This is a genomic window from Candidatus Kosakonia sp. 282A-S69 (assembly GCF_029433855.1).
Classification (GTDB): domain Bacteria; phylum Pseudomonadota; class Gammaproteobacteria; order Enterobacterales; family Enterobacteriaceae; genus Kosakonia; species Kosakonia cowanii_A.
Map to the genome: position 1 here is coordinate 2657784 of NZ_JAROAU010000003.1, position 14598 is coordinate 2672381.

The following is a 14598-nucleotide window of genomic DNA, read 5'->3' on the forward strand; positions in this document are numbered from 1 at the left end:
AACGAAACGGGCGGTATGCACAGCCACAGGCTGCCAGAGCCGCCGCAGATGCCCTACACTTCAAGCGTCTCCCTCAACATAAAGGAATCCGTGATGAGCATCATCAAAAACTACGCCGCGCCGCAGGCAGGCGCCGAGCTTGAGCTTCAGGAGTACGATGCAGGCCCGCTGGCGGCTGAAGATGTTGAAGTCGCCGTGGATTATTGCGGGATCTGCCACTCTGACCTGTCGATGATCGACAACGAATGGGGCTTCTCCCAGTATCCGCTGGTTGCCGGGCATGAGGTGATTGGCCACGTGGTGGCACTGGGTGACGCCGCGCAGAACAAAGGGCTGAAAGTGGGTCAGCGCGTGGGTATCGGCTGGACAGCGCACAGCTGCGGCCACTGCGACGCCTGTATCGACGGCAACCAGATCAACTGCCTGGAAGGCGCGGTGCCGACCATTCTGAACCGCGGTGGCTTCGCCGATAAAATCCGCGCCGGTTGGCAGTGGGTGATTCCCCTGCCGGACAGCATCGATATTGAAACCGCCGGTCCGCTGCTGTGTGGCGGCATCACCGTCTTTAAACCGCTGCTGATGCACAACATCACCGCCACCAGCCGCGTTGGTGTGATCGGTATTGGCGGTCTGGGCCATATCGCCATCAAACTGCTGCGCGCGATGGGCTGCGAAGTGACGGCGTTCAGCTCGAACCCGGCAAAAGAGGCGGAAGTGCGTCTGATGGGCGCGGACTATGTGGTGAACAGCCGCGATCCGGAAGCGCTGAAAGCGCGCGCGGGTCAGTATGATCTGATCATCAACACCGTGAACGTCGATCTTGACTGGCTGCCCTTCTTCGAAGCGCTGGCGCACGGCGGTCACTTCCACACTGTCGGTGCCGTGATGAAGCCGCTGGAAGTGCCGGCCTTTACACTGATTGGCGGCGATCGCAGCGTCTCCGGTTCCGCAACGGGTACGCCGTATGAGCTGCGTAAGCTGATGAAGTTTGCCGGTCGTGCGAAGGTTGCGCCGACCATCGAGATGTTCCCGATGTCGCAGATCAACGAAGCGTTGCAGCATGTGCGCGACGGTAAAGCGCGTTATCGCGTGGTGTTGAAAGCGGATTTTTAAACCGTTCAGCCCGGTGAGCGTCAATGCCGCCGGGCAGGTTTTACGCCGGACGCCGCGTTGTTGAGCGTGCGAGTTTAATGCCGGATGGCGGCTTCGCCTTATCCGGCCTACGCGGTTTCAGCGACATCTGCTCTACGGCGACAGTGCCCGGTGAACCACCGGGCACCGCTTCTTATTTCCCTGTCGCGGCAAACACCTCGGCAATCGCCACGGCGCCGGGATCGGTCACGCCTTCAAGGTTCTCACTGTTAACGTACGATGAACGCCCCGCGCCCGCTTTCTGCATGGTGGCGGTGCTCTGGGCCCCTTTCTGCGCCGCATCGATGGCAGCGGCTAATCCGCGATCGCGCAGCGCCTCCAGCGCCGGTTGTAGCGCATCGATCAGCGTCCGGTCGCCGAGATCCGCCCCGCCATAGTGTTTCATCTGCTTTAACCCCAGCAGCAGTGCGTCGGGCAACGGCGTGCCGCTATGCACCGCCTGGCCTGCGGCGGTAAAGAAGATCGACATCAGCACGCCGCTGGAGCCGCCCATCACCGTCGCCAGTCGCTCGCCAATCAGTTGCAGCAACTGCGCGGTGTTGTTCAGCGGCAGCGCGTTCTGCTCCAGCAGGCGCTTGATCTCGCGCGCGCCTTCGGCAAAGGTCGAGCCGGTGTCGCCATCGCCCACTTTCGCATCCAGCGCATTGAGGCGGCTCTCCAGATCGATCAGCGTCTGCGCGGCGCGGCCCACCAGCGCTTTCACCTGCGGGTTATCGGAAGGCTCACTCTCCAGCCCGGCATAGACCGCTTTATGCGGCTGGGTTTTCATCGGCGCAAAGGTGACCGGCTTCTGCCAGCCAACGGTCTGCACTTCGGCGCAGAGCGCCTGCTCAAACTCATCCGTTAAACGCAGCAGCGAAAGGGAGAAGCCCTTCATATCGAGCGAACTGACCAGCGGCGCGGGGCCAATCAGGTAGGCCAGTTGATCTTTCAGCGCGGAATGAGCCAGCTCTTTGGTCAGCAGCGCCATCTCCAGCGCCGAGACGCCGCCGAGGTTGTTGATCAGCACCGCAACGCGATCGTTGCCAACCGCCGCCTGCAGCGGTTCAACCAGCGTCTCGATCAGCGATTTGCTGTTATGGGTCTCAAGGGTGCTGGCACCCGGCTCGCCGTGAATGCCGAGGCCAAGCTCAACGTGGCCCTGCTGAATACGCCCCTCTTCACTGTCGCTGCCCGGCAGGTTGCAGCTCTCCATCGCCAGCCCGAGGCTGTAGACGTTGTCGCAGGCCTGCTGGGCGAGGTCGCGCACTTCGCTTAGGGATTTACCCTGCTCTGCGGCGTAACCAGCAATTTTGTGCACCAGCGCCGTACCGGCGATGCCGCGCGGCTGTTTGTTGTCCGGCAGCGCGATGTCGTCGGCGACAATCACCATCTCCACTTTCAGGCCGTAGCGTTTAGCCTTCTCCGCTGCGAGGCCGAAGTTGAGCCGGTCGCCGGTGTAGTTTTTGACAATCAGCAGGCAGCCGCGATCGCCGGTCACCGCCACAATGGCATTCAGCACCGCGTCTACGCTCGGTGAAGCAAAGAGATCGCCGCAGACGGCGGCAGTGAGCATCCCTTTGCCGACAAACCCGGCGTGGGCCGGTTCATGGCCGGAGCCGCCGCCGGAGATAACCGCCACACGGCTTTTATCCCAGTCGGCGCGGGCGACGATGCGGATCGCCGGATCGCTCTCAAGACGAACAAGGTTGCCGTGCGGGGCCGAGATCACCAGCCCTTCGATGGCGTCGTTGACCAGCTGTTTGCGGTCATTGAAAAAGAATCTGGACATAATCTTCCGGGAGTGTAGTGAAACATCCCTCAAGCATAGCCCGCGCCGGGCGCAGCGGGGCAAAGACCAGATTTTACTGAAAGGTATCAGGGCGTGGTGCGGCCAAAATCAGTGGTGTAACCGTGGGTATGACGTAACGTGTCGAGACGGTTGCCTTGCCAGAAGCTGACGGCAAGCGCCAGCGCCAGCAGGCCGCCATGGAGGTACATCGCAAGGTGCGAATCGAGCAGGAAAAACGCGGCAATCGCCGGAAGCAGGACGCTGATCGACAGTTCACTGAGCAGGGTCTCCGCCGCGGTAAAGCGTGCCAGCACGCGATCCGCCTGTGCCTCTTCCGGCGAGCCGCGGCGCACCGTGCCGACGGCTTGCGCCAGCGCAGCGGCCCGGCGGATAAGCCACTGCACCAGCAGCAGCGCCAGCACCGTAACGATGGTTTCAAAGGCCAGCAGCGCACTGTCGCCCGCAGCCGAGGTTAACCACTGCCCGCCCAATACCGCCAGGGTGAAAAGGGCGTTGAGAATGCCGAACAGCAGTGCGGTGGAGAAACGGAGCGCAAAGCGCCTGGCGAGAGATAACATCGTCTGCTCCTTGCAAAAAAGAAGAGAGGCCGCAGCCTCTCTTGATTATTTACTGGCTCTTTCGCGACATCAGCCACAGGCTCAGCAGGAAGAAGGAGGCGCTTGGCAGCAGCGCCCCAACCACCGGCGGGATGCCGTAGACCAGCGTCAGCGGGCCGAAGATCTGATCCAGCACATAGAAGACAAAGCCGAAGCTGATGCCGGTGATAACGCGCACGCCCATCGCCACGCTGCGCAGCGGGCCGAAGATAAACGACAGCGCCATCAGCATCATCACCGCCACGGAGAGCGGCTGGAAGATCTTGCTCCACATATTGAGCTGGTAACGCCCGGAGTCCTGGCCGCTCGATTTCAGGTACTTCACGTAGTTGTGCAGGCCGCTGATAGAGAGCGCATCAGGATCGAGCGCCACCACGCCGAGCTTGTCCGGCGTCAGGTTGGTTTTCCAGGTCCCGCTTACGGTCTGCGAGCCGGTCACCTGTTTCGGGTCGGTCAGGTTAGACTCATCGACCTGCGACAGGCGCCAGATTTTATGCTCGGCGTCGAACTTCGCCGACGCGGCATAGCGCACCGACTGCAAACGGCGCTCTTTATTAAACGCATAGATACTGACGCCGCCCAGTTCGATATCGCTCTTCACCCGTTCGATATAGATGAAATTATTGCCATCTTTCGCCCACAGGCCAGACTGGGTCGAGAGCAGCGAGCCGCCATACATCGACTGCGCACGCTGATTACGCGCCATCTGCTCGCCCTGCGGTGCCACCCATTCGCCAATTGCCATGGTCAGCAGCACCAGCGGAATCGCGGTTTTCATCACCGCCAGCGCAACCTGCATACGGGTGAAGCCAGAGGCCTGCATGACCACCAGTTCGCTGCGCTGCGCCAGCATGCCGAGGCCGAGCAGTGCGCCAAGCAGCGCCGCCATCGGGAAGAAGATCTGGATATCTTTCGGCATGCTGAGCAGGGTATACATCCCTGCGCCGAGGGCGTCGTAACTCCCCTGCCCCGCTTTTTTCAGCTGATCGACAAATTTGATAATGCCCGAGAGCGATACCAGCATGAACAGGGTCATCATGATGGTGGTAAAAATGGTTTTACCGATATAGCGGTCGAGAACGCCAAAAGCCTGCATTATACCGCTCCTCTACGGGTAAAACGGGCGCGAACCCGGCGCATTGGCACCGTATCCCACAGGTTCAGCACCACGGCCAGCGCCAGATAGCTCAGGTTAACCACCCACATCCAGATCATCGGGTCGAGCTTCCCCTTCGCGCCATTGGAGCGCAGGGTGGTCTGCAACAGGAAGAAGATGAGATAGAGCAGCATTGCCGGCAGCATCGAGAGCACGCGGCCCTGACGCGGGTTGACCACGCTCAGCGGAACCACCATCAGCGCCATCATGACCACGGCAAAAACCAGGGTTAAACGCCAGTGCAATTCCGCGCTGGCGCGGGGATCGTGGGTATTGAACAGCGTACGCATATTCATCTGTTCGGTATCCGTCGGATCGAGCGCCACAGCCTGGTGACCGACAATGGCCTGGTAGTTCTGGAAATCGGTGATGCGGAAATCGCGCAGCATCGCAGTGCCTTCAAAGCGCGTACCGCTATTGAGAGTCACCACCTGCGAACCATCTTTATGCTGGGAGAGCTGCCCGGAGTCTGCCAGCACCACAGAAGGACGGGCGTTGCCTTTTGGACGCAGCTGGGCAAGGAAGACGTTAGTGAAGTTCTTACCGTCCACGCCTTCGATGAAGAGCACCGAGTTGCCGTCCGTCGCCTGCTGGAACTGCCCCTGCGCCAGCGCCGCCATGCCAGGGTTGGCTTTGGCATCGGCCAGCACCTGATCCTGATGGCGGGAAGACCACGGCCCGGCCCACATCACGTTGACCGCTGCCACAATGCCGGTAAAGAGCGCCAGCACCAGCGCCGCTTTCACCAGCACTGCGCGGCTCAGGCCGCAGGCGTGCATCACCGTAATTTCACTTTCTGTATAAAGTTTACCCAGCGTCATCAACAGACCCAGGAAGAGGCTCAGCGGCAGGATCAGCTGCGCCATCTCTGGCACGCCAAGCCCGAGCAGAGAGAGAACGAGGTTCGTGGGGATTTCGCCGTCAGCGGCTGCGCCTAAAATCCTGACCAATTTCTGACAAAAGAAAATCAGAAGCAGGATGAATAGGATTGCAAGCTGGCTTTTTAGCGTCTCCCGCACCAGATATCTTGTGATTATCACTTTAATTACGCCCGTAAAAACCAGTCTTTTTCCTGGAAAATCGCTTGTTTCATGGCTTAAACGTCATTTATTCTCTTGAGTCGTCGAAATGATCGCTAAGATTAATATACTCAGCGGATACGTGCGTGAGACCCGATTCTGACGTGCCGAAACCGCAGTAACGTTAAGATTAACACGAAGTCACCGCAACAGCGGACCTGAGTTACGAAAGCTTGCAATTCTATCCGTAGCCGCCGCCGTTGTCTTTAAGATTCAGGAGCGTAGTGCATGGAGTTCAGTGTAAAAAGCGGTAGCCCGGAGAAACAGCGGAGTGCCTGCATCGTTGTTGGCGTCTTTGAACCGCGCCGGCTCTCTCCGATTGCCGAGCAGCTGGATAAAATCAGCGACGGTTATATCAGTGCGCTGCTGCGTCGCGGCGAACTGGAAGGCAAGCCGGGTCAAACCCTGCTGCTTCACCATGTGCCAAATGTGCTTTCCGAACGTATTTTGCTGATTGGCTGCGGAAAAGAGCGTGAATTAGATGAGCGTCAGTACAAGCAGGTCATTCAGAAAACGATAAATACGCTGAATGATACCGGCTCAATGGAAGCGGTCTGCTTCCTGACCGAACTGCACGTTAAAGGGCGCAACACCTACTGGAAAGTGCGCCAGGCCGTTGAGACGGCGAAAGAGACCCTCTACAGCTTCGATCAGTTGAAGACCACCAAGAGCGAGCCGCGTCGCCCGCTGCGTAAAATGGTCTTCAACGTGCCGACCCGTCGCGAGCTGACCAGCGGCGAGCGCGCGATCCAGCATGGTCTGGCAATCTCCGCCGGTATCAAAGCGGCGAAAGATCTCGGCAATATGCCGCCAAATATCTGTAACCCGGCCTATCTTGCCTCCCACGCGCGCCAGCTGGCGGACTCCTACAGCAAAAATGTCACCACCCGCGTCATTGGCGAACAGCAGATGCGCGAGCTGGGCATGTGCTCCTATCTCGCCGTCGGCCAGGGTTCGCAGAACGAATCGCTGATGTCGGTAATTGAGTACAAGGGCAATCCGTCTGAAGACGCGCGCCCGATTGTGCTGGTCGGCAAAGGGCTGACCTTTGACTCCGGCGGTATCTCGCTCAAGCCTGGCGAAGGCATGGATGAGATGAAGTACGACATGTGCGGCGCGGCGGCGGTGTATGGCGTAATGCGCATGGTGGCTGAACTGCAACTGCCGATCAACGTCACCGGCGTGCTGGCGGGGTGTGAAAACATGCCTGGTGGACGCGCGTACCGCCCGGGCGATGTGCTCACCACCATGTCCGGCCAGACGGTTGAAGTGCTTAATACCGATGCCGAAGGCCGCCTGGTGCTGTGCGATGTGCTGACCTACGTTGAGCGTTTCGAGCCGGAAGCGGTGATCGACGTGGCGACGTTAACCGGCGCCTGCGTAATTGCGCTGGGTCACCACATCACTGGTCTGCTGTCGAACCACAATCCGCTGGCCCATGAGCTGATTGGTGCCTCCGAGCAGGCGGGCGATCGCGCCTGGCGTCTGCCGATGAGCGATGAGTATCAGGAGCAGTTAGAGTCCAATTTTGCGGATATGGCGAATATCGGCGGCCGTCCTGGCGGTGCGATCACCGCGGGCTGCTTCCTCGCGCGCTTTACCCGCAAATACAATTGGGCGCACCTGGATATCGCCGGCACCGCGTGGCGTTCCGGTAAAGCGAAAGGCGCCACCGGCCGCCCGGTCGCGATGCTGTCGCAGTTCCTGCTCAATCGCGCCGGGTTTAACGGCGAAGAGTAACATGTGACTTTGTTCGCCGGATGGCGGCTGCGCCTTATCCGGCCTACAAAACAGCGTAGGCCCGGTAAGCGTAGCGCCACCGGGCTTTGCATTTAAAACCTCAACCAAAAGCCCCATATATGAAAAATGCGACGTTCTATCTTCTCGACAGTGACAACACCGCCGATGGCTTAAGCGCCGTCGAGCAGCTGGTGTGTGAGATTGCCGCAGAACGTTGGCGTCATGGCAAACGCGTGCTGATCGCCTGCGTCGATGAGCAGCAGGCCATTCGTCTTGATGAAGCGCTGTGGGCGCGACCGGCAGAGAGTTTTGTGCCGCACAACCTGGCCGGTGAAGGTCCGCGCGGCGGTGCGCCGGTCGAGATAGCCTGGCCGGCGAAACGTAACAGCAGCCCGCGTGACATCTTAATCAGCCTGCGCGCGGAATTTGCAGATTTTGCCACCGCTTTCACAGAAGTGATAGACTTCGTTCCTCACGAAGACTCCCTGAAACAACTGGCTCGCGAACGCTATAAAGCCTACCGCGTGGCCGGTTTTAACCTGAACACGGCAACCTGGAAATAATGGAAAAGACATACAACCCCAAAGATATCGAACAGCCGCTGTACGAGCAGTGGGAAAAGCAGGGCTATTTCAAACCGAACGGTGATGAAAGCCAGGAAAGCTTCTGCATCATGATCCCGCCGCCGAACGTCACCGGCAGTTTGCATATGGGCCACGCCTTCCAGCAGACCATCATGGACACCATGATCCGCTACCAGCGCATGCAGGGGAAAAACACCCTCTGGCAGGCCGGTACTGACCACGCGGGTATCGCCACCCAGATGGTGGTGGAGCGTAAGATTGCCGCTGAAGAGGGGAAAACCCGCCACGATTACGGCCGCGATGCCTTTATCGACAAAATCTGGCAGTGGAAAGCGGAATCCGGCGGCACCATCACCCGCCAGATGCGCCGTCTTGGCAACTCCGTGGACTGGGAGCGCGAGCGCTTCACCATGGATGAAGGCCTCTCCAATGCCGTGAAAGAGGTGTTCGTCCGTCTCTACAAAGAGGATCTGATTTACCGCGGCAAACGCCTGGTAAACTGGGACCCGAAACTGCGCACCGCGATCTCCGATCTGGAAGTGGAAAACCGCGAGTCCAAAGGCTCGATGTGGCACATCCGCTACCCGCTGGCTGACGGCGCGAAAACCGCCGACGGTAAAGATTACCTGGTGGTGGCTACCACCCGTCCGGAAACCCTGCTCGGCGATACCGGTGTTGCGGTAAACCCGGAAGATCCGCGCTACAAAGATCTGATTGGCAAATTCGTGCTGCTGCCGCTGGTGAATCGCCGCATTCCGATTGTGGGTGACGAACACGCCGATATGGAAAAGGGCACCGGCTGCGTGAAGATCACCCCGGCGCACGACTTTAACGACTACGAAGTGGGTCGTCGTCACGCCCTGCCGATGATCAACATTCTGACCTTTGACGGTGATATCCGTGAAAGTGCAGAGGTGTATGACACCAAAGGCAATGAATCTGACGTCTACGCCAGCGACATCCCGGCTGAGTTCCAGAAGCTGGAGCGCTTTGCCGCGCGTAAAGCGATCGTCGCCGCCGTTGACGCCCTTGGCCTGCTGGAAGAGATCAAACCGCACGACCTGACTGTCCCATATGGCGATCGCGGCGGCGTGGTGATCGAGCCGATGCTCACCGATCAGTGGTACGTGCGCGCCGATGTGCTGGCGAAACCGGCCGTTGAAGCGGTCGAAAACGGCGATATCCAGTTCGTGCCGAAGCAGTATGAAAACATGTACTTCTCCTGGATGCGCGACATTCAGGACTGGTGTATCTCCCGCCAGCTGTGGTGGGGTCACCGCATTCCGGCATGGTATGACAACGACGGCAACGTCTACGTTGGCCGCAGCGAAGAGGAAGTACGTCAGGAGAACAACCTCTCTGCGGATGTCGCCCTGCGCCAGGACGACGACGTGCTCGACACGTGGTTCTCTTCCGCGCTGTGGACCTTCTCTACTCTCGGTTGGCCGGAAAACACCGACGCGCTGCGTCAGTTCCACCCGACCAGCGTGATGGTGAGCGGCTTCGACATCATCTTCTTCTGGATCGCGCGCATGATCATGATGACCATGCACTTCATCAAAGATGAGAACGGCAAACCGCAGGTGCCGTTTAAGACCGTCTATATGACCGGTCTTATCCGCGATGATGAAGGGCAGAAGATGTCGAAATCGAAGGGCAACGTTATCGATCCGCTGGATATGGTTGACGGTATCTCGCTGCCGGATCTACTGGAAAAACGCACCGGTAACATGATGCAGCCGCAGCTGGCGGAAAAAATCCGTAAGCGCACCGAGAAGCAGTTCCCGGACGGCATCGAGCCGCACGGCACCGACGCCCTGCGTTTCACCCTCGCCGCGCTCGCCTCTACCGGTCGCGATATCAACTGGGATATGAAGCGCCTCGAAGGTTACCGTAACTTCTGTAACAAGCTGTGGAACGCCAGCCGCTTTGTGCTGATGAACACCGAAGAGCAGGATTGCGGCTTCAACGGCGGCGACATGGTGCTGTCGCTGGCGGATCGCTGGATCCTCGCCGAGTTCAACCAGACCATCAAAGCCTACCGCGAAGCGCTGGACAATTTCCGCTTCGATATTGCAGCCGGCATTCTCTATGAGTTCACCTGGAACCAGTTCTGTGACTGGTATCTGGAACTCACTAAGCCGGTGATGAACGGCGGTTCAGAAGCGGAGCTGCGCGGCACGCGCAACACGCTGGTGACGGTGCTGGAAGGTCTGCTGCGTCTGGCGCATCCGATCATTCCGTTTATCACCGAAACCATCTGGCAGCGCGTGAAAGTGCTGAAAGGCATCGATGCCGATACCATCATGCTGCAACCGTTCCCGGCCTTTAACGCAGCGCAGGTGGATGAGCAGGCGGTTGCCGATACCGAGTGGCTGAAGCAGGCGATCGTTGCGGTGCGTAATATCCGCGCGGAGATGAACATCGCCCCGGGTAAACCGCTTGAGCTGCTGCTGCGCAGCGCCAGCCCTGAAGCGCAGCGTCGCGTAAACGACAACCTGAGCTTCCTGAAGACGCTGGCGCGCCTGGAGAGCATCACGCTGCTTTCCGCCGACGATAAAGGGCCGGTCTCGGTCACGAAGATCGTTGATGGCGCTGAGCTGCTGATCCCGATGGCCGGCCTTATCGACAAAGAGGCCGAGCTGGCGCGTCTGGCGAAAGAGGTGGCGAAGGTCGAGCAGGAGATTGGCCGCATCGAGAGCAAGCTGGGTAACGAAGGCTTTGTTGCCCGCGCGCCAGAAGCGGTGATCGCCAAAGAGCGTGAAAAGCTCGACGGCTACGCGCAGACCAAAGCGAAGCTGATTGAGCAGCAGGCGGTTATCGCCGCGCTGTAATCATCAGCACGAAAAAAAAGCCGGGCATCGCGCCCGGCTTTTTTATTGGCGCGGGATAACCCGCGCTATTTTGTCATCCTGTAGGCCGGATAAGGCGAAGCCGCCATCCGGCACTCTCCAGGGGATTAAATCGCCACCGGATAGAACGACAAACCGCGCGCCAGCAGGTTGGCCGGATCTTTCGCTGGCTGAATGCCGTGATCTTCCAGCGTCAGCGCTTCCAGATTGCCGTGCACATGGGTATTTTCCAGCAGGTAGCGGGTCATACGCACTTTCGCCCACGGCCACGCCAGGAACAGCGTCACCAGGCACACCGCCATATTACTGATGGAGAGCCAGAGCATGCGCCCAACGGTCACGGTGGATGAGAAGCGAATCTCACCTTCCAGCGCCAGCTGGCTGTAGAGATAAGCGCGCAGCTTGACGAAAGCGAAAGTAAAGCAGACCACCGCGCCAAAAATATAGATCAGGTAGCTCAGAATGATTTTGCCGTAGAGCGGCCCCATCATCATTGCCATCTGTTCAGGGTCGCCCTGCACCATATAAGCGGCCTGCATCATCGTTATCATCGACGGCACAATCATTACCATTACCAGCGCAATAAAGGGAATAAACAGCAGCATCGACAGCACCACGATGGTGATGCATTTCTTCATTGAGAAGTTGCCGGAGAATTTTAATTTGCTGTACTGCAAATTATTAACCAGCATGCCAAACCACTGCGCGGCAAATACCCCCTGCATCACGGCAATGCCCAGCAGTAATACCAGTGAACCAATAGCGATCAGGGTGAAAGTGGCAGCATAAGAGCCCGCGCTGACCGCCGAAGAGGTAAACAGCGAGAAAATAACCACGGTGGCGATGATAATCAGCAGCGGGCAGCCCATCATCACCCACCACGCACGCAGCGGGCTGGCGTAAAAATTGAAGCGCACACCATTAATCTCGGTCATCAGCATCTGATAACGCAGACCCTGCGTAATTAACCACGGGAAGAAGAGAATAAATAAGCCCATCATGCAGAGCTGCAGAAGCGTGTTCTGATGCACGATGTTGATTAAAAAAATCACATATAACGCCAGCAAGCAGAGCCAGCCCACGAAAATTGAACGCCCGGTCGCATGATAAGAGAAACGCGCGCCCTCCAGATCGGTGTTTTCGTAGAAATAACGACGCGCGCGAATTAACGCCCACGGCAAATAAATCCCCAGTGTTATTAAGGTCAGCAGAATATTGACCAGCCAAACAACGAAATAGCCTTTTCCGCTACCCTGAAAGCGGAAATGGCGCGCAGGTGCCGCCACAGAAGCATGAATTTCGGAAGTCATAACAATCCTTATTGTAAAAAAGAGGTGCTAACGGAGTTAACCACAGCAATATTGCTTAAGAATTATCTCCACTGTGCAGTGTAAATACCTTACGGTCAAAAAAATAGCGCCCAATATTCCTGGTCTTGCCAGATGCGCCCTGTAGTGGTATTAACCAGGATCCCCGAAAAAGCAACAGACAGAGTGCGAAAATGAATGTAACCGCGCCGGTAGAGGTCAAAATGCGCCGCATTGCCGCGACAGATAATGCGGCTATCGCCTCGGTGATCCGTCAGGTGTCAGCCGAATATGGCCTGACGGCCGATAAAGGCTACACCGTGGCCGATCCTGAACTGGACGAGCTTTATCAGTTATATAGCCGCGAAGGCTGTGCTTACTGGATCGTTGAATTGAATGGCGAGGTGGTGGGCGGCGGCGGCGTGGCACCCTTGAAGTGCAGCGAGCCGGATATCTGCGAACTGCAAAAGATGTATTTTCTGCCCTGCGCGCGCGGCCAGGGGCTGGCGAAAAAGCTGGCGCTGATGGCGCTCGATCACGCAAAAAAAAGCGGCTTCACGCGCTGCTATTTAGAGACCACTGCCTTTTTAACCGACGCTATCGGTCTGTATGAGCATCTGGGGTTTACGCATATCGACGGCCCGCTGGGCTGCACCGGACACGTCGATTGCGAAGTGCGGATGTTAAAAACGCTCTAGTCGGCTGCGGGCGCTTCGGCCTGCGCCATTACTGCTCTTCCGTCGCCAGCACCAGCCGTACAATTGCGGCAGCTTTCTGCGGCGGTAACGCCAGTACATCTCCCCAAAGCTGTTGCAGCATATCGCAGACCAGCTTCTCTTTGCCGATGGCATTTTGCGGCGCATCCAGCAGTTGCAGATCCTGACCATACTTCTGCGCCATCGGCTGCACCACCGTAGCGATATCCCGCTGCGCGTTGGCGCGCTCTTCGGCGGTTACCGTATGTTTATTCGGACCATAAGAGGCGTTAAGCATTGCGGCTTCGGTATCGAGGCGGCGCTTTAACATCTCCGGGGAGATAAAGCGCACCGGGTTGATGCCCCCTTTTACCGCCGGATACTGGAAGCGAAAACAGGCATCATCGCTCTTCGCCTGGATTTCGGCGGCCTGCTCCATCATTACGCGCATTTCGGCGACCACCAGATCGTCCGGCGCAAACTGCAAACGCTCCATCTGCACTGCGAGGATCTGCGGCTGAATGGCGTCGATCACTTTCTGCTCATTCGCCCCCTCTTTCATCATCACCATCACCTGCGCACGCAGTTTCGCCATCAGGGCGGGATCGTGCTCGGCGATAAACTTCCACGCCGGGATCTGCTGCACCGTTGCGTCAAACTTCTCATCCGCGGTCTGGGCTAACTTCTCTCCCTGCAAATATTTAATATCGATCACGTTCCACAGGGCGATAAACACTACCACCAGCACGATCGCGCTGCCTTTGCTCAGCCACCCTTTTTTACGCAGCAGGCTGGCGACCACGGCGATCGCCATCCCGGCGTAGCCCGCCATCAGCATATGTGTCCAGTTCATTTTTTTCCTTTGATCTCAAATCAGGCCGGTACGCCGCTGTGAAAACGGAACTCCGCATCCGGTGAGCTAATCAGCGCCGCCTCTACTTCGCCGAAATGACGCACGCGCGGCGCAATATCGGTGGCCGAAATCTGCTGCGCCAGCGCAAGGTAATCCTGATAGTGGCGCGCTTCCGAGCGCAGGAGCGACAGGTAAAATTTTTGCAAATCCGCATCAAGATACGGCGCAAGTGCGGCGAAGCGTTCACAGGAGCGCGCTTCGATATAGGCACCGCAAATTAATTTATCGACCAATGTCAGCGGTTCATGAGTGCGAACCTCTTTCAGCATCCCTTTGGCATAACGGCTGGCGGTGATTTTGACATAGGGAATGTTGCGGGCGAGCATCGCTTCGCGCACCTGCCAGAAGTGGTGCAGCTCCTCTTTGATCAGCAGCACCATGCTATCGATCAGCGCCTGGCCCCAGGCATCATCGGTTTGCGGCATCACGCTTTTGCCGATCTGCTTATGCAGGGCGACAAAGTCGGGCTCGGGGCCTTCGCGGAAGGTGAATGCTTCATAGGGCTTCAGCCAGGCCAGCAGCGCCTCTGAGCCGGTTTTATCGGCAACGTAGCGGCGCACCAGCAGCATGGCGGTTTGTGCGGCCTTCAGTTCGCAGACCAGATGATCCGTAAGCAGCAGCGGCAGCATCTCGGGCTGACGGGCTTTTTCTATCCAGGCGGGGGGAGTTGGGCAGTGCAGAAAAGCGCGAACCGGGGCGAGTAGTTGCGGGTAATCCATGGCATTTCCTTGC

At 58.2% G+C, this 14598-nt stretch carries 13 protein-coding genes; 5 read left to right on the forward strand and 8 right to left on the reverse strand.

Translation table 11 applies throughout. From position 1 onward, the window contains the following. The first annotated feature begins 93 nt into the window (after window positions 1-93). The gene (gene ahr, locus PU683_RS18225; protein ID WP_023480305.1) at window positions 94-1113 is read left to right on the forward strand and encodes an NADPH-dependent aldehyde reductase Ahr; all 1020 of its coding nucleotides are present in this window, start codon (window positions 94-96) and stop codon (window positions 1111-1113) included. Between the two features lie 172 nt (window positions 1114-1285). Here the strand turns inward: ahr and PU683_RS18230 are convergent, their stop codons facing one another. From PU683_RS18230 to PU683_RS18250, 5 genes are all read right to left on the reverse strand, one after another. After that, entirely contained in the window at window positions 1286-2923 is a 1638-nt protein-coding gene (locus PU683_RS18230; RefSeq protein ID WP_277173917.1) for a dihydroxyacetone kinase subunit DhaK, read from the reverse strand. Between the two features lie 86 nt (window positions 2924-3009). Continuing rightward, on the reverse strand, window positions 3010-3501 hold the full coding sequence (locus tag PU683_RS18235; protein ID WP_277173918.1) for a hypothetical protein: 492 nt from the start codon (window positions 3499-3501) through the stop codon (window positions 3010-3012). A 49-nt stretch (window positions 3502-3550) separates the two neighbouring features. Then, window positions 3551-4636, reverse strand: coding sequence for an LPS export ABC transporter permease LptG (lptG, locus tag PU683_RS18240; RefSeq protein ID WP_277173919.1), 1086 nt, complete (start codon window positions 4634-4636; stop codon window positions 3551-3553). After that, complete coding sequence (gene lptF, locus PU683_RS18245) at window positions 4636-5736, reverse strand: LPS export ABC transporter permease LptF (protein WP_277173920.1); 1101 nt, start codon at window positions 5734-5736, stop codon at window positions 4636-4638. The genes lptG and lptF overlap by 1 nt, the downstream gene beginning before the upstream one ends. Window positions 5737-5799: 63 nt before the next feature. Next, on the reverse strand, window positions 5800-5850 hold the full coding sequence (locus tag PU683_RS18250) for a hypothetical protein (RefSeq protein WP_216848985.1): 51 nt from the start codon (window positions 5848-5850) through the stop codon (window positions 5800-5802). 153 nt (window positions 5851-6003) lie between these two features. Between PU683_RS18250 and pepA the strand changes: the two genes are divergently transcribed. From pepA to PU683_RS18265, 3 genes are all read left to right on the forward strand, one after another. After that, a complete protein-coding gene (gene pepA / locus PU683_RS18255) occupies window positions 6004-7515 on the forward strand; it encodes a leucyl aminopeptidase (protein WP_023480432.1) in 1512 nt (503 codons plus the stop codon). 119 nt (window positions 7516-7634) lie between these two features. Beyond that, window positions 7635-8078, forward strand: coding sequence for a DNA polymerase III subunit chi (holC, locus tag PU683_RS18260; RefSeq protein ID WP_277173921.1), 444 nt, complete (start codon window positions 7635-7637; stop codon window positions 8076-8078). Continuing rightward, window positions 8078-10933 carry a valine--tRNA ligase gene (locus PU683_RS18265; RefSeq protein WP_277173922.1) on the forward strand — a complete coding sequence of 952 codons (2856 nt, stop codon included), beginning with the start codon at window positions 8078-8080 and terminating at the stop codon, window positions 10931-10933. The genes holC and PU683_RS18265 overlap by 1 nt, the downstream gene beginning before the upstream one ends. A 125-nt stretch (window positions 10934-11058) precedes the next feature. Here PU683_RS18265 and PU683_RS18270 read toward each other — a convergent pair whose 3' ends face one another. Continuing rightward, on the reverse strand, window positions 11059-12261 hold the full coding sequence (locus PU683_RS18270) for a YjgN family protein (protein ID WP_277173923.1): 1203 nt from the start codon (window positions 12259-12261) through the stop codon (window positions 11059-11061). Between the two features lie 191 nt (window positions 12262-12452). Here PU683_RS18270 and PU683_RS18275 point away from each other — a divergent pair, with 191 nt between their 5' ends. Beyond that, window positions 12453-12956 carry a GNAT family N-acetyltransferase gene (locus PU683_RS18275; RefSeq protein WP_277173924.1) on the forward strand — a complete coding sequence of 168 codons (504 nt, stop codon included), beginning with the start codon at window positions 12453-12455 and terminating at the stop codon, window positions 12954-12956. A 28-nt stretch (window positions 12957-12984) separates the two neighbouring features. On the opposite strand, the gene PU683_RS18280 is transcribed toward PU683_RS18275, so the two are convergent. After that, complete coding sequence (locus PU683_RS18280; RefSeq protein ID WP_277173925.1) at window positions 12985-13806, reverse strand: topoisomerase II; 822 nt, start codon at window positions 13804-13806, stop codon at window positions 12985-12987. A 20-nt stretch (window positions 13807-13826) separates the two neighbouring features. Then, window positions 13827-14585 (reverse strand): tRNA isopentenyl-2-thiomethyl-A-37 hydroxylase MiaE, encoded by a 759-nt coding sequence (miaE, locus tag PU683_RS18285; RefSeq protein ID WP_277173926.1) that lies wholly within the window; start codon window positions 14583-14585, stop codon window positions 13827-13829. Window positions 14586-14598: the final 13 nt, after the last annotated feature.

Coding starts and splice junctions, on each gene's coding strand:
- ahr (WP_023480305.1), top strand. CDS start 94: ATGAGCATCATCAAAAACTACGCCGCGCCGCAGGCAGGCGCCGAGCTT.
- PU683_RS18235 (WP_277173918.1), bottom strand. CDS start 3,501: ATGTTATCTCTCGCCAGGCGCTTTGCGCTCCGTTTCTCCACCGCACTG.
- pepA (WP_023480432.1), top strand. CDS start 6,004: ATGGAGTTCAGTGTAAAAAGCGGTAGCCCGGAGAAACAGCGGAGTGCC.
- lptG (WP_277173919.1), bottom strand. CDS start 4,636: ATGCAGGCTTTTGGCGTTCTCGACCGCTATATCGGTAAAACCATTTTT.
- PU683_RS18270 (WP_277173923.1), bottom strand. CDS start 12,261: ATGACTTCCGAAATTCATGCTTCTGTGGCGGCACCTGCGCGCCATTTC.
- PU683_RS18280 (WP_277173925.1), bottom strand. CDS start 13,806: ATGAACTGGACACATATGCTGATGGCGGGCTACGCCGGGATGGCGATC.
- miaE (WP_277173926.1), bottom strand. CDS start 14,585: ATGGATTACCCGCAACTACTCGCCCCGGTTCGCGCTTTTCTGCACTGC.
- holC (WP_277173921.1), top strand. CDS start 7,635: ATGAAAAATGCGACGTTCTATCTTCTCGACAGTGACAACACCGCCGAT.
- PU683_RS18265 (WP_277173922.1), top strand. CDS start 8,078: ATGGAAAAGACATACAACCCCAAAGATATCGAACAGCCGCTGTACGAG.
- PU683_RS18230 (WP_277173917.1), bottom strand. CDS start 2,923: ATGTCCAGATTCTTTTTCAATGACCGCAAACAGCTGGTCAACGACGCC.
- PU683_RS18275 (WP_277173924.1), top strand. CDS start 12,453: ATGAATGTAACCGCGCCGGTAGAGGTCAAAATGCGCCGCATTGCCGCG.